The organism is Chromatiales bacterium (assembly GCA_014323925.1).
GTDB lineage: Bacteria > Pseudomonadota > Gammaproteobacteria > Poriferisulfidales > Oxydemutatoraceae > SP5GCR1.
The window spans coordinates 24,953-46,186 of record JACONC010000003.1 but is presented as its reverse complement, the minus strand read 5'-3'; the positions used below and the strand labels follow the sequence as shown (position 1 = coordinate 46,186).

Sequence of the window (21,234 nt, the reverse complement as noted above, 5' to 3'; positions counted from 1 at the left end):
CCATTGGCTTGCCGTTCAACCACCTTTCAGGGTTAGATTATCGCGATGTATGATCTCCGCTTTATAACGATCTCCCATCAGAGCCTCTATATGGTAGCTATTTTTACCAGCGATGCTACGGGCATCCTGCGCGTTATAGTTAGATAGACCATAGGCAATAACGGCACCCTCGCTATCTTTGCATAACACCATATCGCCGCAATTAAAACTGCCTTCCACAGCAACCACACCAATAGGCAACAAACTCTTTTGTCGATCACGCAATGCCCAAACCGCACCGTTATCAATTATTAATGCACCTTGCGCCTTTAGATTGGCAATCCATCTTTTGCGCAATGTAATTGGTTGGCTTGTCCCCTCCAAATAAGTACCTAGCTTCTCACCGTCGGCAATACGCACCATGACTTGATCCTCCATACCGTGAGCGATGATCGTTGAGGTGCCAGACCAGGCAGCGGTACGGGCTGCTTTAATTTTGGTAATCATCCCACCTCGCCCCAAGCCGCTTGCGCTCGGCCCGGCAATCTTATCTAGAGCAGGGTCAAAAGCATTTTTATGTGAGACAACTTTAGCATGACTGTCAGCCGCCGGATCACCATCGTATAATCCTGCTTGATCGGTTAGCATTAGCAATATATCGGCATCGACTAAATTAGCTACCTGGGCTGCGAGTGTGTCGTTGTCACCCAATCGTATTTCTTCGGTTGCAACGGTGTCATTCTCGTTGATTATCGGAACTGTGCCTATCTCAAACAACGATAGCAATGTTGCACGTGCATTGTTATAACGCAAGCGATGGCTCAGATCGGCGTGCGTCAATAGTATTTGTGCGCTGCCCAAACCCTGCTGCTCAAAGATTGAGTGGTAGGCTTGCATCAAGCCGATTTGTCCGACTGCAGCTGCTGCTTGCAAGTGGTGCAGTTTGTCGGGCCGCGTGCGCCATCCTAAACGGTGGATACCCTCAGCAATAGAGCCGGAAGACACAACACCAATACGATAGCCACGATCTCGAAGCATCCTGATCTGCATAGACCAGATGTGTATTGCATCAAGATTCAAGCCGCAGCCACCGCGGGTAACCAGAGAACTGCCTATCTTAATAATCCAGCATTTGTTTTTAATGTTCTCGTTCATCATCCATTTGTGCTAATCGTGCTGATAACGCGTTGATTAATTCAGGCAATCCTTTGCTACTGATTGCGGAAATTGCAAAACAAGGTTGCTTGGTGGCGATTTTGTCAATCAACTTGCCGCAAAATCTCTTCACTTTTTCGTCAGTCATATTGTCAGCTTTTGTGCAAATCAACCATCGCTCCTTAGTACCTAGTTGTTCATCAAAATTAGATATTTCTTTTTCTATGCAGCGTATATTATGCGCGGCGGCGGCAACTGATTCAACCGTACCAATATCTAATAGATGCAATAGTAATCGCGTGCGCCGTAAATGTCTTAGAAACTGTATGCCTAAACCGGCACCCTCAGATGCACCTTCAATGAGACCAGGAATATCAGCCATCACGAAGCTATGGTACGCCGATGCTTGAACGACACCAAGTGTCGGATACAATGTGGTAAACGGATAATTAGCAATACGCGGGTGTGCTGAACTAACAGCACTTAGCAAAGTAGACTTGCCGGCATTCGGCAAGCCTAGTAAACCGACATCGGCGAGCAATTTTAACTCTAGATATAGTATTCGGCTTTCACCCACTTCGCCACGAGTAAATTGTCTAGGGGCACGGTTGGTCGACGACTTAAAACGAGTGTTGCCCAAACCATGTCGACCACCGACGGCAACCAGTAGCTGCTTGCGATGTTCTAAAATATCACCGATGCACTCGCCGGTCGGTTGATAATGAACAGCTGTGCCGGTAGGTACCCTAACGAATAAGTCGGTACCTTGTTTACCGTTGCGATTAGAGCCTTGTCCTCTCGCACCGTCGGCTGCTTTGAATAGCGGGCGATGTCTAAAATCAACCAATGTGTTTAGACCCTCATCCCCAATGAGATAGACCGAACCACCGTCACCGCCGTCGCCACCATTCGGACCACCGTATGGCAGACAACGTTCTCGGCGAAAACTAACACAGCCATCACCACCCCTGCCGGCTTGCACAGTAATTGTCGCTTCGTCAACAAACTTCATCCTTGGAATAACATCGCATGAACGATGAATTATATCAATGCGTGCGTGATCATGTTATCACGCTGCTACGGTGAACTAAGTGGGGAGAATGCTAATATAGTTCTTGTTGAGTGGCCCCTTACGTTCAAAAACCACCCGACCGGCAGTCAGCGCATAGAGTGTATAATCGTTGCCACAGCCGACATTGCTACCAGCATGAAAGCCACTACCGCGTTGGCGTACTAGTATATTGCCTGCTTTGACGATCTCCCCGCCGTATCGCTTGACGCCTAAACGTTTAGATTGCGAATCACGACCGTTGCGAGAACTACCACCAGCTTTTTTATGTGCCACTATCCTCTCCTGATGTCTTTTTAATATCGGTAATCTCTATCTCGCTAAATGCTTGACGGTGTCCGGCGGTGCGCGTATAGCATTTGCGCCGCTTAAACTTAATGACTTTTATTTTATTTTTTTTCGCAGAACGTACTACCTTACCTGACACCACAGTATCCGCCAAATACGGTGTGCCGATGTTAACATCGTCAGCATCGCTTAGCACTAAAACCTTATCAAAGTGCACTGTACTATCAGCGGCAACTTCCAACTTATCAATTTGTATATGGTCGCCTTTACAGACCTTATATTGCTTGCCGCCGGTTTTAATAATTGCATACATAGTCGGACTCTAACGTTTGGAGTATTGCTCGTCTTTTCGCGCCTTGCGCAATCCCACTTTCTTGCGTTCGACGACGCGAGCGTCGCGAGTTAAAAAGCCTCTTTCGCGCAATAGTTTCCTAAACTCTTGCTTATAGCGAACCAAGGCACGGGCAATACCCAGTTGTATAGCACCTGCTTGGCCGCTAATACCACCGCCTTTAACAGTGATTTCAAAATCGAATTTCTCTTTGCCGTGAAGTGTTTCGAGCGGTTGATGCACCAACATGCGCGTAGTTTCGCGGGTGAAATAATCGTTCAGGTCGCGACGGTTTATACGTACTGTACCCTGACCTTCGGTTTTCATATAAACGCGTGCAACTGATGCTTTGCGCCGTCCAGTTCCATAATAACGTACGCTTTGATTTGCTTTTTTGCTGTTGGTCTCAGAGATCTCAGGCATGTCAAATCCTCAGGGCTTGCGGTTGCTGGGCAGTTTGCTGATAATCACTACCAGCATACACTCGTAGTTTGCGAAACATTGCTCGACCCAAGGGGTTTTTCGGTAGCATGCCTCTAATCGCATTTTCTATTACTCGCTCAGGATGTTCGGCCAATAGCTTTTCCAACGACTGTGATTTTATAGAACCAGTATAGCCGCTATGACGGTAATAAATTTTATCGCGCATCTTGTTTCCCGACACTGCCACTTGTGTAGCATTTATAACAATAATATGGTCGCCGACATCAACATGCGGGGTGTATTGCGGCTTATGCTTACCGCGCAAACGCTTAGCAATTTCCGATGCCAGCCTACCAAGCGGTTGTCCACTGGCATCAACCACATACCAATTGCGCTTTATTTCCTTAGCTTTCGCACTATATGTTTTCATTTTTACATTTTACATCTGGGTAATTCGAAATATTTCTTCCCATCTTTCCAAGCAATGGGCTATCATAAACGAAAGGACGGTTTCTAATCAAGCCTTTTTTATATTTTATTAGAGATTTGGCATTATAGTTTCAAATACTATTCATTATCTTATAAAATAATTGCTTAAAGCATGGTTATTGAGGAATTGTATTAAAAATATGCGTGTGGTTATTATTGGAGCTGGGTTCGGAGGGGCATATACAGCTAAATATTTGCATAAATTGCTTGGTAAAGACCATGTCATAGAGATTATTAATCGCGAAAACTATTTCGTTTTCCAGCCACTACTACCAGAAGTTGCATCAGGTATTATAAATATACAAGATGCGGTCTTGCCAATACGCTTGATGCTCAAAGGCATTGATGTACATTTCGCCGAAGTGCTTGATATAGATAAAACTAAGCAATGCGTCTATGTCGCCGAAAGTCCCGATGCTAAGTTGGCTGAAATACCCTATGACCATTTGGTGATTGCAACTGGGCTAGAGCCCGAATTGTCTATGTTGCCGGGGTTTGCCGAGCATGCCCTAGTGATGAAGAATCTATCTGATGCCTATTTACTAAGAAATCATGTGATTGAATGTTTGGAGAACTCCGACTCAAGTAAAGATGAGCAAACCATTTTGAAGAATCTAACTTTCGTCGTCGGTGGTGGTGGATTTTCCGGTGTTGAGACGATTGGTGAGCTACAAGAAATGATACACCTTGCTTTAGATTTTTATCCACACATAGATAAAGCAAGTATACGTATGATACTCGTGCATAGCGGCGATAGAATTTTACCAGAGATGGGGGAGAAACTCTCTAAGTATGTGCGTAGCAAACTCGAATCTCGCGGCATTGAGATTATCACCAATACGATGCTCACCGGGATGACCGCAGATGCCGTAGAACTTAACAACGGTGATGTCATACATACCCATACCGTGGTCTCCACAGTTGGTAACTCGTTGCCAGAGATGTTAAAAAATATAGGCTTGCCGACTGAACGCGGTAGATTGGTGGTAGATGACAAACTGCGCATCAGTAGCTATCCCCACCTCTGGGCGCTAGGGGATGTTGCGCTGGTGCCAAATGCAGCTACTGGCGGCAGTCCTTGCCCACCAACTGCCCAGTTTGCAGTTCAACAAGCACGTTGTCTGGCAGCGAATATAGCTGCAGAAATACAAAATCGGCCGTTGACTGCGTTTTCCTATAAACCGCGCGGTGCACTCGCCTCAATAGGTGACTATAGCGGTGTTGCCGAAATTAAGGGGGTGCGTATCTCCGGATTTATAGCTTGGGTTTTGTGGAGAGTTATCTATCTGGCTATGTTTCCTGGTGCTGTTGCGCGGCTGCGTATCATGCTAAACTGGCTATTTGACTATTTCTTCCCACGCAATATCGTCCATATACAACAGCATTTACCTTCCAGTACTTGCTTTATGCGCTTTAGATCCGGCGATGTCGTTTTTGAAAGTAATCAGATTTTGCGCGGCCTGTATACCGTGGTCAAAGGCCGCCTGCAAATAGAAGTTAAAGAAGGCGACAGCCTATTCACAAGAGAGATCTTACCAGGCGATCATTTCGGTGAACGCACTATAGAAGAGAAAGTGCTGACTACTGGGCGATTGGTTGCGCTTGAAGAAAGCCGCTTGATGTTTATTGCTCGCTCCGACTTTATAAAACTACGCGACTATCTGCCGGTCTTAAAAAAATATATCGCCTCCTTAAATAGCGATGCCTCGCGCTATTCAAAATCTATCCGTAGCGGACACACCCTCAGAATGCCGGGCGTGCGAGCTCGCAGATAGTTATCCGTACAAGTTGAGTAGTACCGTTAAAATTGTCCTAAGCGTCTGCCAGCCAGCCCTAGCATAGCAAACCGCCTGACCGTTTGGTAAAACATTTTTATACTAAAACGACCCAACGGCTAGCTTCCGACTTTTAATCTTATTACAATGAGAGTTGATAATAGTTTTTACTATTTTATCAGTTAAAATTCTATGGTTATGCGGTTTTTATTTTCAATATTTATTATTTGTGCTGTAGCTTCCGTCTGCGCACAGCAGAGTGTTGCGGTGCAATCAGCTTGTCAATCAATTGGTAATAAACTATCTTCGGTGAGTGTGCAAGAGTGCTTGAATTTACAGTTGGTGGAAAGCGGTGCTTATACCGCACAAGGACGAGCAATTCTACATAAAGAATATCCGCCATTGGCTGGCAAAGAGCCCAATGCGCGAGTGTTGTTCATTGGTGGCATTCATGGCGACGAATATGCTTCGTTCAGTGTCGCCTTTAAGTGGATGGCAACATTGGATAAGCATCATTCAGGATTGTTTCATTGGCATTTCGCACCAGCAATCAATTTAGATGGTTTGCTACAAAGCCCGGCTACGCGAGTCAACGCTAACCAAGTTGACCTAAATAGAAACCTAGCGAGCTCTGATTGGCCAAGCGATGCTTTATCTTATTGGACACAACACACTGGCCGAGATGCACGCCGTTACCCGGGGCCGGCGGCGCTTAGCGAAGGTGAGAGCCGATGGCTGGTTGAAGAAATTAAAAATTTTAAGCCCGATGTAATTATCTCGCTACATGCTCCCTACGGTTTAGTCGACTACGATGGGCCAGCGTCGGTGCGACCGCCGGCATCTCTGGGGCCGTTAAAGTTCCATGATCTAAATACTTTCCCAGGTTCTTTAGGTCGCTATGCTGGGGAAGATATGGCCATACCAGTTTTGACAATAGAATTGCAGTCAGCGCGTTACATGCCTAGCGATGATGACATACGCACGATGTGGGTCGATTTAGTGCGTTGGCTACGCTATAACATCCCAAAATCTAACTAAGCGTTTTAATCGTTTAGGTGCGACCTTCAAAAATAATTTTCCAGCCCGACTCTTCGCGCTGCCATATTTGTTGTTTGCGGTAAGAGATGTTGTAATTGTTGCTTTTATAATTCTGGTCGAATTGCGCGACATAGCGTTGCGGTTGTGTCGAATAGCGCAGTAAATCTATATTTTTTATAGTCACTTCAACAAAGGTTTTGCGTTTTGCGTTGCGCCGCGTTTGAGTGAGCATTTGTTGATAATCCATCTTTATATCTTGGTATTCATGAGAATAGTGATCTAAGTACTGCTCAGTATCCAAGCTTTGCCAATCGCTTTGCCATTGTGCGATGTGCGATAATAGTTGAGCTTGTTGTTTTTGCCATTGTGTTTTATCTAGCCAGCCAACTTGCATCGCTAATATCACCGGCGTTTGGGCGACAACAATGGTTTGCTTTAATTGCTTTATAACTGCATTGCTACTGACGATGCAACCGCGACTGCTGTTCGGCGGACGGCTGTAGGTGATGCGCGGCACGCCGTGTAGCCATATACCAGAACCGCTACGGTTTTGTGTTTTATCCCACTGGTTGGGGTAATTCAGCACATATGCCGCCGCACCATATAGTTCGGGTAATTGATCGTCATTTAATGTCTCAGTGATTTTATAGATGCCACTGGGTGTACGGTTATCCCCTTCATGTGCTTTGTTCATGCCACCCTTGCCAGCGGATGCATAGTAATCACCTATCAGATATGGCGTGCCATCGTGATTTTCAAAGACATACAGACGCGAGTGGTCAGCATCGAACAACAGTGCGTGGCGATGGTATTTTGATAGTTTAGCGATGTTGGCAGGTAATTTATCCGAATTGCTTAACCTGTATGCAAGGCGCGCTTCAGCCTCTTCAATTAAATCGGCTGTACGGGTCCGGGCTTGCGCCGCCGGGTCAGATAGCAGAGGAAGGTGATGCGCTCGTGCAGCCACCAGATCAGCATAGATCATTCTTGCCAGATGAAAGTCAGGATAATCTGCTAGCGTGTCTATTAAAATGGCTTTTGCTTGTTGTGTATTGCCTTTGACAATCTCGACAAAGGCTTTTTCCAGACTGATCTCCGCTTCCTCTCGTTCTACTGCTATACCGTCTATTGCAGTGCCCACAAGTAACAGGTACAATGCCAGCAAAAATCCTACGCGCTTCATCATTCAAATTTACGAAGGTGTGACAACCCGCTCCGATTTAATCCTCCAACCGGCTTCGGTTTTATAAAATTCTAGTTCTTTGACAACGGTGCTCTTGAGCAGATTGGATTGATAATGTTGCCTGAAAGTGAGTAGAGCATTGTTGTCGTCTTGCTTTTTGATAGACAGATCTGATATCCGAATGTTGATGAATTGTGGATTAACAATACGGCTTTCTCGCAGCTTTCGCCAACGCAAGTGTGCGCTTCCAGAACGCGGGCGATAATCCTTTATATAGCTGTCGAAATAAGCGGTCAAATCCTGACGGCTCCAGGCCTCGGCCCATCGTTTTAGGTGGTCAGCAATTTGCGCTTGATCATCTTCAGAAGGTGAAGGCTCAGCCTCCTCAACCAGAGGTTGATCTATCACTTCTTGAGCTAAAACAAGTTCCGATGCCACGACTGGGTCGGCAGTTTGCGTCGGGATACCGACAACATTTAATTGCGGGACGGCAACTTCCATAGCATCCAAAGCCAATGCTTTTTTATATTCTTGTGCTGCTTTATAGTTATATAGCGATTGTAGGTTTTTATAGCTGATTGAAAGCGTCGGATGGCTCATCATCGCATGCTCTAAGAGTCTAATCGCAAACTCAAGCTGGCCGAGTTGTGCGGCAACAGCAGCGAAGTCGTTCAATACTGTAGGGTTATCGGGGTAGTCTTCCTGCAACCGTTTGAATAAACGATGTGCTTCTTCTAAATCATTCTGCTTTAGCTTTGCGAGCGCTTCTATATACACCGGATCTCGGCTAATATCAGCAGCTATGTTGTTTACTGTTATCAATAATGCAATCAACAACAGTGCATATTTGGTAGCCATACGGCTTCTCTTTAACTTAACCATAACGGTATTTTATACCTAATTGGTCACATTGAGATGTTTGAATATAACAGCGGGTTAGTGGCAAATTAATCTTTGTTTGTAAACATCTCCGATTACTTGTAATACTATGGTTGGTGGGTTTGATTAAAGGTTTTCTAGAAAGGAGTACAACAAGTCGTTTCATTTTTACTGCAAGCACGCTTGTGCCTGCACCTAAAACTATTGAGCCTGTAATCCATTTCATGTGACTTCTTGTTCAATGCTAAATCTATCTTTGCATTCTATAGCTAAGATTCATTACCAGTATCCAACCCCAGCTCGGCATCATCCAATAATCTGCGGCTCGCTTCAATAAAAATAGGCTATCTTTAATGCCTACTAATAACTCAGAAATATCTTCCGATTCCAGCCCATTTTTCTCTGATGGATAGGGTCATCTTTTAAGTTATAAACATCATACACTGTATTAAGGAGATACACCATCGGGCCTTTGTGCGGCGGCAAGATTTTAACTGTTGCGTGGCGCATGATGTTTTTCTCAACCATGTAAAGCATCACATTATCGTTTTCATTACCATCTTCGCCTGAAACCAGTCGTTTTAATGCCGGAAAATCGTGGTAGCGATATATTTGATAATCGGCTTTCAAAAAGTCAAAAAAGGCGGCTCGGTGTATATCAGACATAATATAAATTTTTGCACCTTTACCTAAAGTGTTGGCTAACACTGATCGTATTTGTTGCACTGATGACGAGAAGGGAAATATGCGCTGTGCGAAGTCTCGGTCTTTAATAGACGCCCGCACATGCATACACGCATAATAGCTTTTTTTTAAGGGAATACCGGCATCGGCTGTTGTCGGATCGTGCTTGTCATGTAGTTTTAGATTATCTATTTTGCTGAAGAAATAATGTTGTGCAGCGATAGCGCGCTGGCGTGATATCCCTAAAACAGCTAATACCTCGTCAGTGAGTTGATTTATTCTTTTGGAATAAGGGAATTCTATTTCAATACCGCTGCTATATTTTTTGCTGGTCATTACATACTTGAAGGTCGGATCTCTGCGGATAAGAACATCGTAGCATTGGTTCATCTTTTCGGTGACTATCTCATCATCGTAAAGCACGCGTACGCTGTCGGGAATGCAGGCCGCTAGATCAAATTCCTCTTCTTTCATCCAATTCGAAGCAGAGAAAGACTGTCTGCGCCCTCCCTTCAATAGTTGTTGGTTAGATAAATCAAGATAATCATCAAAACAGAAGTTCGTTTTAAGATTGCCTAAATTGTGCGTTGGACTCATAGTAAATTTTCCTATCACCGGCACCCTGTCTAACAAATAAGCCTCTTGGAATATAAGGTTTAACATTCTAAATATATTGTCTACACCTGTTTTACGATTAGTCATAGAAAACATAAGATACTTTTTGGATTTTAGCGAGTGATTATGCATAACAAAATCTTAGTTAGTCTCCTAGTTACTTCCGTATACCTTTGATAGTTTCTATAGTTTTAATAGTTTCTATAATATTTTGCTTGATTGCTGGAAGCCCCTTTAAGACAGGAGGCTTCATTAGATTATAAACATCATAAATTGTGTTAAGGTGGTATAGCATCGGGTTTTTGTGCGGTGGCAATATTTTAACCGTTGCGTAGCGCATGATGTTTTTCTCAACCATGTACAGCATCACATTATCGATTTCATTACCATCTTCACCCGAAACCAATTGCTTTAATACTGGGAAATCGTGATAGCGATATATTTGATAATCAGCTTTCAAAAAGTCAAAAAAGGCGGCTTGGTGTATATCAGACATAATATAAAGTTTTGCACCTTTGCCTAAAATGTTGGCTAACACTGATTGTATTTGTTGCACTGATGACGAGAAGGGAAATATGCGCTGTGCGAAGTCTCGGTCTTTAATAGACGCCCGCACATGCATACACGCATAATAGCTTTTGTTTAAGGGAATACCGGCATCGGCTGTTGTCGGATCTTGCTTGCCATACAGTTGTGAATTATCTATTTTGCTGAAGAAATAATGCTGCGCAGCGATAGCGCGCTGGCGTGATACCCCTAAAACAGCTAATACCTCGTCGGTGAGTTGATTGATCCTTTTAGAATGCGGGAATTTTATTTCAATACCGCTACTATACTTCCTGTTTGTCATTACATACTTAAAGGTCGGATCTCTGCGTATAAGAACATCGTAGCACTGGTTCATCTTTTCGGTGACTATCTCATCATCGTAAAGCACGCGTACGCTGTCGGGGATGCAGGACGCTAGATCAAATTCTTCTTCTTTCATCCAATTCGAACTAGAGATAAGCTGTTTGCGCCCTCCCCTAAATAGCGCATAGTTAGATAAATCAAGATAATCATCAAAACGGAAATTCGCTTTAAGATTGCCTAAATTGTGTGTTGAACTCATAGTGAATTTTCCTATCACCGGCACCCTGTCTAACAAATAAGCTTCTTGGAATATAAGATTTAACATTCTAAATATATTGTCCACACCCGTTTTACGATTAGCCATAGAAAACATAAGATACTTTTTGGATTTTAGCGAGTGATTATGCATAACAAAACTTTAGTTACTCTCCTAGGTGCTTTCGTATACCTTTGATAGTTCCGATAATATTATGCTTGATTGCTGGAAGCCTCTTTAAGACAGGAGGCTTCTTTAGATTATAAACATCATAAATTGTGTTAAGGTGGTAGATCATCGGGCCTTTATGTGGCGGCAAGATTTTAACCGTTGCGTGGCGCATGATGTTTTTCTCAACCATGTACAGCATCACATTATCGATTTCATTATCATCTTCACCTGAAACCAGTCGTTTTAATGCTGGAAAATCGTGATAGCGATATATTTGATAATCGGCTTTCAAAAAGTCAAAAAAGGCAACTTGGTGTATATCGGACATAATATAAAGTTTTGCACCTTTGCTTAAAGTGTTTGCTAACACCAATTGTATTTGTTGCGCTGATGACGAGAAGGGAAATATGCGCTGTGCGAAGTCTCGATCTTTAATAGACGCCCGTACATGCATACACGCATAATAGCTTTTATTTAAGGGAATACCGGCATCGGCTGTTTTCGGATCTTGCTTGCCATATAGTTGTGGATTATCTATTTTACTGAAGAAATAATGTTGTGCAGCAATAGCGCGCTGGCGTGATATCCCTAAAACAGCTAATACCTCATCGGTGAGTTGATTGATCCTTTCGGAATACGAGAAGGTTATCTGCACTTCACCTAAACAATAGCGCTTAAAAGTGATCACATACTTAAAACTCGGATTATCTCTAATAACTACATCATAGCGACTGTTTATTTGCTCATCAACTATTTCATCGTCGGAGAGAAGATATGCCTTATCAAAAAAACAAGCATCAAACTCCTCTTCCTTTAGCCACTCAAGATGATTTATCTTCGGCTGACAAGGATTTTCTTTTGATCGGGATACAACGCTGTTTGTTAAATCAAGGTAATTTTCAAATCTCGTAAGTGGTACGCTTTTATTTAAGTTGTGTTGATAACCCATAGCAAATCCACCAATCACTGGAACTCTATCTAAATGCTGTGCTTCCGCGAAAATAAGGCTTAGTATTGTGAATATATGATCCACTCCGGCATCCGACCTGAAAGTCGGAAACAGCAAGTATTTTTTAGACTTAAATTGATCTATCGTCACGATAAAATTCCTGCTTTTTTCTCAAGAACTCTTCATCCAATATAAAAAGCGTAGCCTGACCTTATCAAGACATAGAAGTTTAGCATATAGATTGCTTGTTCCTGCCCTGGCATAAAAAATTCCTTTTTCATTATCACCTATACTAGAGACTTTTTCGACAGCCCCACAGGTATATTTAGATTCGACTTATTTACTGTACGCTAAACGCTTGCCAAGTTAAAAAATCCGCTTTCTTAATTTGCTTGCTTTGCGGTGCAATATCCAGTCCGATTTTATTTTGCGGTAAAAAGTCATAGAAACAACCCTCACCAGCGGAAGGCTCTATAAATGTATAGTCGGACAATTTAATTTTATGCCTGCGGCATACCTTTAAGAAGCTCTTAACACATTTTTCAGCAATTTTGCGATCACTATAAAATGTATCTTCGGGAACATCTATATTAAGCGTAATGCGGAAGTTGGGTTCGAGTTAGTGAATTCTCTAGGCCGTCCCAGGCACTACTCATAATATAAACTTCACCTCAATAGTGAGTTTATCCTTGCTTAGTATCAGTGGTCACCCAATGCCATATCAATATAGCCAGTAGGACACACATCAGCACATATATGGCAGCCGATGCATTTATCATAATAGGTGTCTACATAGCGCCCCAGTGTTTGTTTGGACTTATCCACTCTGTAGACCGCATCCTGTGGACAGAACACAACACAGTTATCACATTCAAAGCACATGCCACAACTCATGCATCGCTCGGCTTCTTTCACTGCCTGTTCTTCGTCTAAACCTATCAGACGCTCTTCAAAGTGGCCTAATACTTGCTCCTCGTCAGGACCACATGTGCGACGTTGATACCTGGGTGTATGAGGAAAATGGGCTAAAAATAGTTTTTCGTAAGATGCAATTTCTTGTGCTGATCGATCCTCGTAGTTGTGCACTGAAAAATCGGCATCACAGGTACCACGTGGATCGCCACCCTCAAACGATGTCGGGTCTAATCCGCTCTCCTTGAGTTTGTCGAGTAAATCAAAATGATGGACATCTACTTTAGGACGTTTTTTCATCTCGTCTTCACGCAAATAATAATCTACGCCGTCCACCGCAATAGATGCTTGACCAATTGCCGTAGTCAGTAAATGTGGGCGAATAATATCACCGGCAGCAAAATGCCCGGGTCTATCGGCAAGCGCATAATACTGATCCACATTCATCAGTCCGCGACCGTTGTCAAATTGCTCTAAACCTTCGAGATTACCACCTTGACCAATTGCCGAGACGATTAAATCACACTCTATTTCAAACTCAGTACCTGCTATAGCTTCTGGTTTACCGTCTTTTATCTCACATTTTGCCATTTTCAATTTAGTGGCTTTGCCGTTATCAGCTAATATCACCTCCACGGGCATCACGCCGTCGAGAATTTTCACGCCTTCTTTTAACGCATCCTCTATTTCGTGATCACTGGCGGTCATCGCTTGACGCGGAAACAAAGAGGTTAGGGTTACATCGGCACCTTCTCGAGCAGCGGCAAAAGCCGAGTCGTGAGCGGCATAACCACCTATAACATGCTCGGCTCGTTGCTTGTCAGAGAGCTTATCTATTTTACCTAGACGACGCGCAACCGAGACTACATCAATGGAAGTATCACCACCGCCGACACAAATAACCCTATCGGAGGTAACTTGCAGGCGACCCTCGTTAAACGCTTCTAGAAACTTAACGCCGCTAACACAGTTCGGCGCATCGCCGCCTGGCACTGGCAGCGAACGGCCAGTCTGACATCCCAAACACCAAAGAATCGCATCAAACTCTTTCTCTAACTCTTCAACGCTTACATCCTTGCCGACTCGGGTGGATAAGCGCGTCTCTATGCCGCCCATATCCAGTATACGCTGAATCTCGACATCCAATAATTTACGCGGGGTTCTATAACCAGGAATGCCGTAGCGCATCATTCCGCCCAATTCTTCGTGTTCGTCAAAAATCGTGCTACCGTACGCTCTGCGACGCAACTGATAGGCAGCAGCTAATCCAGCAGGACCGCCACCTATAATTGCAACCTTCTTACCGCCCAACGGAACATCGCAATCAAACTTAAAACCTTCCGCTATTGCAGTATCACCTATATACTGCTCAACCGCATTGATACCTACATAGTCTTCTACATGGTTGCGATTGCAACCGTCTTGGCAAGGAGCCGGACAAACACGCCCCATCATCGATGGGAATGGGTTGGCATCCGTCGAGCGATTAAACGCATATTGCTGCATAGTTACACCCTCAGGTGGCTTCTCTATACCGCGCACTATCGCAAGCCAGCCGCGAATATCCTCACCCGAAGGACAACTGCCTTGACAAGGAGGTGTCCTGTGTACATAAGTCGGACATTTATGCGAATGGTCGGCACTGAATATCTGCTCAGAAAAATTCTTCCATTTATGATCACCGTCAACGAAACGTCTAAATGTTAGCTTCTGCTCTTCTTGCGTTTCTATTGCTTCGTTTTGTTTTACTGCTGTCATAGCTATACTCCTTGTCTATGTGTCATTTAAGCGGCTACATCGCCGTCATCTGTTGCTTCCTGTTCCTGTGCTTCGTCTGCTTCTAAGACAATCGCATTACTCACTAGCTGATGGATGCTGACGACTTGATCCATTGTCAATCCGTAATACGGAAAGACTTTAGTAAATTGACTTTTGCATATTGCACAGATTGCTGCCATGTGTGTAACACCATAATTATCTATAACCTCTTTTAGTGCTTCCATGCGCGGCAACGCGCCTTTGACACGTAACTCTACTAAGTCGTCGGTCAATAAACCACCACCACCACCGCAGCAGTAAGTGCCTTCTTTAATTGCCTCTGGAGACATATCGTAAAAATGATTGCAACACGCTTTAATAATCTCGCGAGGAATGACGAACTGACCGCCCGGCATGTCGCCCATTCGCGAAGCGCGTGCAATATTGCAGGAATCATGAAAAGTTAAAATCATATCGTCGTTTTGGCTGGCATCTAGAGTCAGTTTATTTTGTTGTATAAGCTCGTATGTCACTTCACAGATGTGTTGCGGGACCGGGTATTCGGCATCTAGGAAATCAAAAGGTCCAGCTAATGTATTTAAGAAGCTATAAGCGACGCGCCAGGCATGTCCACATTCACCGAAAACGATACGTCTAACACCCAGCTTCAGTGCCGCTTCGCGAATCCTTAACGCGAGTTTTTGCATATTCTCGTAATTGCCTATGAACATACCAAAGTTTGCTGCCTCGCTAGCGTGTGAACTCAAAGTCCAAGATATGCCGGCCTGATGAAATACCTTCGCATAACCGATTAAACCATCGACATGGGGTTCAGCAAAAAAATCGGCAGACGGGGTTACCAATAATACCTCAGCACCTTCTTCATTGAGCGGAAAGCGTACTTTCGCACCGGTATCTTCGTAGACTTCTTCTTCCAAGCCCTCTAAGGTATCCGCCAGCGCCGGTTCTGGTAAACCTAAGTTGTTACCAATTACATGCACCTTGCCGATAATCTCGTTGCAGTACTTCTGTCCTTTGCCAATATGATCCATAATTTCACGCGCCGCCATAGATATCTCAGCAGTATCTATGCCGTAGGGACAATAGACCGAACAACGGCGACATTGTGAGCATTGATGAAAATAGCTGTACCAATCATCCAATACTTCTTTACTCATATCTTCCGCCCCAACCAGCCACGGCAGATACTTACCGGAAAAAGTGTAGTAGCGACGATATACTTTACGGAATAAATCTTGGCGAGCAACCGGCATATTCTTAGGGTCAGTAGTACCCAAGTAGTAATGACACTTGTCGGTACAAGCACCGCATTTAACACACGCATCTAAAAATACTTGTAAAGAGCGATACTTGCCAACCAGCTCACCCATCTTATCAACTGCGACTTGCTCCCAATTATCAACCAGCTCACCTGGAAAGCCCAGCGGTTTTTGAAACTCAGGCTTGGCGACAAAAGGCTGACTATGCTTCATCACATCCTCTTGCAATTTAGGAATTGCACGGTCTTCTCTGTACTTCGGGGTTTCAAATTCTGCTGCCATATTTATATCAACTCTTTTGTTGCTCCAATTTCAATGCCCACGCAGTGATATGCCGTTTCTCACGCGGGTTATCTACCTGATTTCTAGTCGGGCTGAAAAATACACCCGGCGCATGTAATAGTTTACTGAATGGGAATATAATCATCAATAGTGCAACCAGTGCTAGATGCACTAGTATCAACAGATCCATTGGTAATGGCTGTAGATCAAAGCGCATTAGCCCCAAGAAGAATATTTTCATAGAGACTACATCTACTGGGTAGAAGAAGGTCATCAGAACCCCGGTCACTCCGATCGCTAATAACAATAATAGCATCAAATGATCAGACGGTGACGATATATAGCGCACTCGGTCGACGACAATGCGCCTGAGCAGTAATCCAGACAATCCTATAATCATCATCAGCGATGCATATTTACCGAGAGGCTGTATCCAATTCACCCAGAACCAGACTGGCTCAGTAAAATAGCGCAAGTGGCGCAACAGCACTAACAGCAAACCAAAGTGAAATAGCCATCCGAATAACCAGATCCACTTGTTGGACTTAAATAGGCTCTCAAAGAAGACAACTTCTTTGAACAGGCGATAACTCACACCACTGCGGGTGATCGGGGCCGGTGTCGTCGGTATCTTTAGCGGTGCAGGAACTTTGTAATAAAGCCAACATTTATATGCTAAGCCACCGACCAATAATATAGTTGCAATATAAAAAAGCCCAGCATAGGTGATGCTCAGCGCGGACATCGGCATAACTGCTCAGTCCGAAAATTCCTCAATGCAACCTAATGCAGTATCAGACACAACCGGTAGGTTTAGGTAATCCTGCATATTTACACGCTTGCTTGGCAGGACCGTAAGGGAATAACTCATATAAGTACTTGCTGTTACCTTTATCTTTACCTAACTTTTTACCTATCGCTTTGGTCAACACTCTAACCGCTGGGGCAATTTGATATTCTTCGTAATACTCGCGAAGAAAATTAATAACTTCCCAGTGATTATTCGACAACTCGGCACCGTCTACTTTAGCCATCGCTTCGGCGAGTTCCGGTTTCCAATCGTTCAAGTTAGCCAAATAACCTTCCTCATCAGTCTCGTATGTTTTACCATCAATATCTAAAGACATATTTCTATCTCCTCTCTAATAATTTATAACCATGATTGTACATTAACGTGATCTGCAACCAAATCAACAAAATCCTCGTAGCCGACTAATTTTATACCTTCCAGCACTTGATTATCAAGAAAACCGCGAGCTTTAAGGTCGGGGGTCAGCACATAAAAAACCAGTTTACGCTCCATTGCCTGGCTGATCGCATCGCTGAGGCGGCCGCCAATTGTTGCACCTACCACACCATCTTCTATCAGCAGTACCGAACTGCCGTCTTGTGCAGTCTCCAAACACGACGACAATGCGTTGCGTTCAAACGGTGATTTATTAACAATATGTAGCATAGCCATAGAGACATCCTAGAAACTTAGAATAACATCTTGCGTGGCCATTATCTGGGCTAATTCTTTGCGGTCAACAAAATGCATTGCGCTTTTCTCTTCCCAATCAGCATCCTCATCTTCATACACTAAGGCTTGCAGATTATCAGCCGATAAACCTCGTTCGGTCAACGATTCCTTATCAACATAGATAGTCTTTATATCGTAATCACCCAAAGCGCTATAAGTGGGAGAAAAGTTTTTCATTTCTATACTGCCGGTATCTTGCGATTTCATCAACTGATAAACACCGTCATCCATAAACGCCAAGCTGACTTGTTGGTCAAACGCCGCCGCTATCAACACCACCTCTAAGGACTCCAGTGCATAAATTGTACCGTAAGGTGCTTTACGGTTCACATACATAAATTTCTTAACGGTCGCTTCGGCGTTATCACTCATAATCGTCCTCAATCCCCGAAAGTTATCAAGCGATCTGCTTTTATTCCGGCCTCTATTAGTTGTCCTAAGCCTGAGATACGAAAACCCGGAGCAATGTTGTCGGTGTCTTTGCCTCCGCGCTTAGCCTCGCCTTCATCCAATACACCGCGACGCTGGGCAGCGGCTACACAAAGTACCAAATCCAACTGGTGTTTGTCAGCCAATTCGGACCATCGCTGCGATATATTGCGGTCATCCTGCGGTGGTACCGACAGGCGCGTGCCGTTATATACACCGTCGTGATAAAAAAACACTCTAAATATTTCGTGTCCTTTAGCCAATGCAGCTTTAATAAATTGATACGCAGTATCAGATGCTTGATGCGTATAAGGACCTTCGTTGATTAAGATAGAAAACTTCATAGTGCCTGATAACTAAGAAACTAGAAGCGAATATGCGTTGAAGCATTTAAGCTACGACGGGCTCCCAACCAATTATCAATGTGAAATTTAGTAAACGGCAGTTCGGTTAATTCAAAGAAACGAGGCCAACCAATACGTTCAATCCAGTCGCTAATTCGCTCCCAGTCTTTAGCATCTTGTTTATAGGTTTTCAAAATCTTTTTCACCACTGCCGTTGCTTCTGGCCAACGCGGTGGATTATTCGGAATACCTGCAGCGACCAATTTTTGGAAAGAAGGCTTACTACGCGCATTGGAATGATTGCCGCCGACCCATATAGCCAGCTTGGTATGCTCAGGGTCGTTAATCTGCATCGGCGGACACGGCGGATAACAAGCACCACAACAAATACACTTTTTCTCATCAACCTCTAGCGATGGCTTGCCGTTGACCATCGCTGGGCGTATGGCCGCCACCGGACAACGGGCAACCACCGACGGCCGCTCGCATACATTAGAGACCAAATCGTGATTGATCTTAGGTGGCTTGGTATGTTGCACATTGATGGCAATATCACCTTGACCACCGCAATTAATCTGGCAACACGATGTGGTGATATGCACACGGTTCGGCATATTCCAGTTCTTAAACTCTTCTATCAATTCGTCCATCATCGCTTTCACAACCCCAGAGGCGTCAGTGCCCGGAATATCACAATGCAACCATCCTTGTGTATGTGAGATCATTGTAACTGAGTTTTTAGTGCCACCGACCACGAAACCAGCATCTTCAATAGCATTGATCAGCGGTTCCACTTTAGCTTCGTCGTCCAACATATATTCTATGTTGCTGCGTATCGTGAAACGCACATAGCCATCGGCGTATTGATCACCAAGATCACACAGCTTGCGTAACGTAAACACATCTAAAATACGTTGGGTGCCGGCTCTTACCGTCCAAATCGCATCGCCATCGTGCGATACATGTTTTAACACGCCAGGGCGTGGATCGTCGTGGTATGCCCAGTTGCCATAGTTCTTACGCATCACCGGATGCATATATTGAAAACCGTCGGGACAACCCGATTCAATCGGTGAACGATGTTCTTGTGCCATTTTTCTACTCCTTGCTCTATTTCACCGTTCAAGCGGTGGCTGCTTGTTTTTGCTCGGTGTTGTTTTTCGCTTTAGCTTCAAACCACTTCCTAGCTTCCTGCTCCCACTCATCCATGCGGATATAGGAACTCGTACGCGGGTCGCTAACCATATTGGGGTCTACACTGACACCAATACCATCGAGAAAATTGATTAAGCCGATGCGCTCTATCATCTCACCGCAACGCTCGTGTTCAAGACCGTTCTCAGCCCAGAAATCTATAGTCTCCTCAGCCAATTCCACTAGACGTTCATAATCCTCGTCGCTTTGCAGTTTCATAAAAGGAACGATCACGGTACCCATCAAATCGCCGATTTTCAGCGTGCGCTTGCCGCCGATCAAAATTGAGATGCCCGTGTCATCACCCGGAGACAGTGCCTTCGGCATAACATTCAAGCAATGCATACAGCGCACACAGTTGCGGTTATCCACATCTAAGGTGTCGTCATCTTTTAACGACAATGCCTTCGTTGGGCATCGCGAAATTACATTGTCAATAATGTATTGGCGACCCTTCTTAGCAACATAAGCTTTAACTTCTTGTTGGTTGACTTTCATATCATCTCGCCAAGTTCCGATAATTGCAAAATCAGCGCGCTCTATAGAGTTCATACAATCGTTAGGACAACCCGAAACTTTAAACTTAAACTTATAAGGCAACGACGGACGATGCACATCGTCGGTGAAATTGTTCAGTAGGGTGCGGTGTATACGCATCTCATCAATGTTGGATTGCTCACAACGAGCCGCACCAACGCACGATTGGCCAGTGCGCACACAAGGGCCAGCACCCCCTAAGTCCCAACCGTATTCGTTTATATCGTCAAAAAAGTGTTGCGTGTTCTCAGTAGTCGCTCCTATGAACATAATGTTGCCGGTCTGACCGTGAAAAGTAACCAAACCAGAACCCCATTTCTCCCAGCTATCGGCGAGCTTGCGCAGCATATCAGTCGTGTAGTAATTCCCAGACGGCGGCTGCACTCGCAGAGTATGAAACTCCTTTGATGCCGGGAAAGCCGCACCGACTTCGGAGAAGCGTGGAATAATACCGCTACCGTAACCGAAAACACTGACCGTGCCGCCTTTCCAGTAACCCTTGCGAGTCTCGTAGGAATGTTCAAGTTGACCCAGCAGGTCATTTGCAACACTGTTGACGCGATCGTCTTCGTGTTGATCTCTTAAACGCTTAATGCCGGAAATAAAACTAGGCCAAGGACCTTTTTCTAGTTCGTCCAACATAGGTGTATCGTGAGGTTGTTTTGTAGACATCTTTCAATACCTCCTTTATTTTTAACTTAACTATAGTTTAACATTACAAAGATAGTATTCGGATTTATATAAACTACTGAATACTATCAACCTATCAAAATCTGTATTAGGATATGCTAATATAGCATGGCTTTAGAGCATGTCAAAATCACACCAACAGCAGTGCTA

The 21,234-nt window shown here is 44.2% G+C and carries 23 protein-coding genes; 2 read left to right on the top strand and 21 right to left on the bottom strand.

Going from position 1 to position 21,234, the window contains the following annotated elements:
- Positions 1–15: 15 nt before the first annotated feature.
- The 6 genes from GDA45_02195 to rplM all read right to left on the bottom strand — a co-directional run bounded on the left by GDA45_02195 (position 16) and on the right by rplM (position 3,675).
- The gene (locus tag GDA45_02195; protein MBC6413733.1) at positions 16–1,134 is read right to left on the bottom strand and encodes a glutamate 5-kinase; all 1,119 of its coding nucleotides are present in this window, start codon (positions 1,132–1,134) and stop codon (positions 16–18) included.
- Positions 1,118–2,146: a GTPase ObgE gene (gene obgE, locus GDA45_02190; protein ID MBC6413732.1), complete on the bottom strand. Its 1,029-nt coding sequence runs from the start codon at positions 2,144–2,146 to the stop codon at positions 1,118–1,120. Before obgE ends, GDA45_02195 begins: the two co-directional genes overlap by 17 nt.
- A 75-nt stretch (positions 2,147–2,221) precedes the next feature.
- Positions 2,222–2,479 carry a 50S ribosomal protein L27 gene (gene rpmA, locus GDA45_02185; GenBank protein ID MBC6413731.1) on the bottom strand — a complete coding sequence of 86 codons (258 nt, stop codon included), beginning with the start codon at positions 2,477–2,479 and terminating at the stop codon, positions 2,222–2,224.
- Complete coding sequence (rplU, locus tag GDA45_02180) at positions 2,469–2,804, bottom strand: 50S ribosomal protein L21 (GenBank protein ID MBC6413730.1); 336 nt, start codon at positions 2,802–2,804, stop codon at positions 2,469–2,471. Before rplU ends, rpmA begins: the two co-directional genes overlap by 11 nt.
- 9 nt (positions 2,805–2,813) lie before the next feature.
- Positions 2,814–3,245, bottom strand: coding sequence for a 30S ribosomal protein S9 (rpsI, locus tag GDA45_02175; GenBank protein MBC6413729.1), 432 nt, complete (start codon positions 3,243–3,245; stop codon positions 2,814–2,816).
- A 1-nt stretch (position 3,246) separates the two neighbouring features.
- Positions 3,247–3,675 (bottom strand): 50S ribosomal protein L13, encoded by a 429-nt coding sequence (gene rplM, locus GDA45_02170; GenBank protein ID MBC6413728.1) that lies wholly within the window; start codon positions 3,673–3,675, stop codon positions 3,247–3,249.
- A gap of 199 nt (positions 3,676–3,874) precedes the next feature.
- Between rplM and GDA45_02165 the strand changes: the two genes are divergently transcribed.
- A complete protein-coding gene (locus GDA45_02165) occupies positions 3,875–5,509 on the top strand; it encodes an FAD-dependent oxidoreductase (protein ID MBC6413727.1) in 1,635 nt (544 codons plus the stop codon).
- Between the two features lie 192 nt (positions 5,510–5,701).
- Positions 5,702–6,547 carry a murein peptide amidase A gene (locus tag GDA45_02160; protein MBC6413726.1) on the top strand — a complete coding sequence of 282 codons (846 nt, stop codon included), beginning with the start codon at positions 5,702–5,704 and terminating at the stop codon, positions 6,545–6,547.
- A gap of 13 nt (positions 6,548–6,560) precedes the next feature.
- Here the strand turns inward: GDA45_02160 and GDA45_02155 are convergent, their stop codons facing one another.
- The 15 genes from GDA45_02155 to dsrA all read right to left on the bottom strand — a co-directional run bounded on the left by GDA45_02155 (position 6,561) and on the right by dsrA (position 21,066).
- Positions 6,561–7,733 carry a L,D-transpeptidase family protein gene (locus tag GDA45_02155; GenBank protein MBC6413725.1) on the bottom strand — a complete coding sequence of 391 codons (1,173 nt, stop codon included), beginning with the start codon at positions 7,731–7,733 and terminating at the stop codon, positions 6,561–6,563.
- 6 nt (positions 7,734–7,739) lie between these two features.
- Positions 7,740–8,588 (bottom strand): tetratricopeptide repeat protein, encoded by an 849-nt coding sequence (locus GDA45_02150; GenBank protein ID MBC6413724.1) that lies wholly within the window; start codon positions 8,586–8,588, stop codon positions 7,740–7,742.
- A gap of 381 nt (positions 8,589–8,969) precedes the next feature.
- Positions 8,970–9,995 carry a hypothetical protein gene (locus GDA45_02145; GenBank protein ID MBC6413723.1) on the bottom strand — a complete coding sequence of 342 codons (1,026 nt, stop codon included), beginning with the start codon at positions 9,993–9,995 and terminating at the stop codon, positions 8,970–8,972.
- Between the two features lie 70 nt (positions 9,996–10,065).
- Complete coding sequence (locus GDA45_02140; GenBank protein MBC6413722.1) at positions 10,066–11,124, bottom strand: hypothetical protein; 1,059 nt, start codon at positions 11,122–11,124, stop codon at positions 10,066–10,068.
- Positions 11,125–11,182: 58 nt separating this feature from the next.
- On the bottom strand, positions 11,183–12,286 hold the full coding sequence (locus GDA45_02135) for a hypothetical protein (GenBank protein MBC6413721.1): 1,104 nt from the start codon (positions 12,284–12,286) through the stop codon (positions 11,183–11,185).
- A 190-nt stretch (positions 12,287–12,476) separates the two neighbouring features.
- Positions 12,477–12,629: a hypothetical protein gene (locus GDA45_02130; protein MBC6413720.1), complete on the bottom strand. Its 153-nt coding sequence runs from the start codon at positions 12,627–12,629 to the stop codon at positions 12,477–12,479.
- 206 nt (positions 12,630–12,835) lie between these two features.
- On the bottom strand, positions 12,836–14,806 hold the full coding sequence (locus GDA45_02125) for an NAD(P)-binding protein (protein MBC6413719.1): 1,971 nt from the start codon (positions 14,804–14,806) through the stop codon (positions 12,836–12,838).
- Between the two features lie 26 nt (positions 14,807–14,832).
- On the bottom strand, positions 14,833–16,368 hold the full coding sequence (locus GDA45_02120; GenBank protein ID MBC6413718.1) for a (Fe-S)-binding protein: 1,536 nt from the start codon (positions 16,366–16,368) through the stop codon (positions 14,833–14,835).
- 7 nt (positions 16,369–16,375) lie between these two features.
- Complete coding sequence (locus tag GDA45_02115; protein MBC6413717.1) at positions 16,376–17,113, bottom strand: respiratory nitrate reductase subunit gamma; 738 nt, start codon at positions 17,111–17,113, stop codon at positions 16,376–16,378.
- 49 nt (positions 17,114–17,162) lie between these two features.
- Entirely contained in the window at positions 17,163–17,495 is a 333-nt protein-coding gene (locus GDA45_02110) for a TusE/DsrC/DsvC family sulfur relay protein (GenBank protein MBC6413716.1), read from the bottom strand.
- A 23-nt stretch (positions 17,496–17,518) separates the two neighbouring features.
- Positions 17,519–17,830 (bottom strand): sulfurtransferase complex subunit TusB, encoded by a 312-nt coding sequence (dsrH, locus tag GDA45_02105; GenBank protein ID MBC6413715.1) that lies wholly within the window; start codon positions 17,828–17,830, stop codon positions 17,519–17,521.
- A 9-nt stretch (positions 17,831–17,839) separates the two neighbouring features.
- Positions 17,840–18,262 (bottom strand): sulfurtransferase complex subunit TusC, encoded by a 423-nt coding sequence (gene tusC / locus GDA45_02100; protein MBC6413714.1) that lies wholly within the window; start codon positions 18,260–18,262, stop codon positions 17,840–17,842.
- A gap of 8 nt (positions 18,263–18,270) precedes the next feature.
- The gene (gene tusD, locus GDA45_02095; protein ID MBC6413713.1) at positions 18,271–18,663 is read right to left on the bottom strand and encodes a sulfurtransferase complex subunit TusD; all 393 of its coding nucleotides are present in this window, start codon (positions 18,661–18,663) and stop codon (positions 18,271–18,273) included.
- Positions 18,664–18,683: 20 nt separating this feature from the next.
- Entirely contained in the window at positions 18,684–19,757 is a 1,074-nt protein-coding gene (gene dsrB, locus GDA45_02090; protein ID MBC6413712.1) for a dissimilatory-type sulfite reductase subunit beta, read from the bottom strand.
- Positions 19,758–19,785: 28 nt separating this feature from the next.
- The gene (gene dsrA, locus GDA45_02085) at positions 19,786–21,066 is read right to left on the bottom strand and encodes a dissimilatory-type sulfite reductase subunit alpha (protein ID MBC6413711.1); all 1,281 of its coding nucleotides are present in this window, start codon (positions 21,064–21,066) and stop codon (positions 19,786–19,788) included.
- Positions 21,067–21,234: the final 168 nt, after the last annotated feature.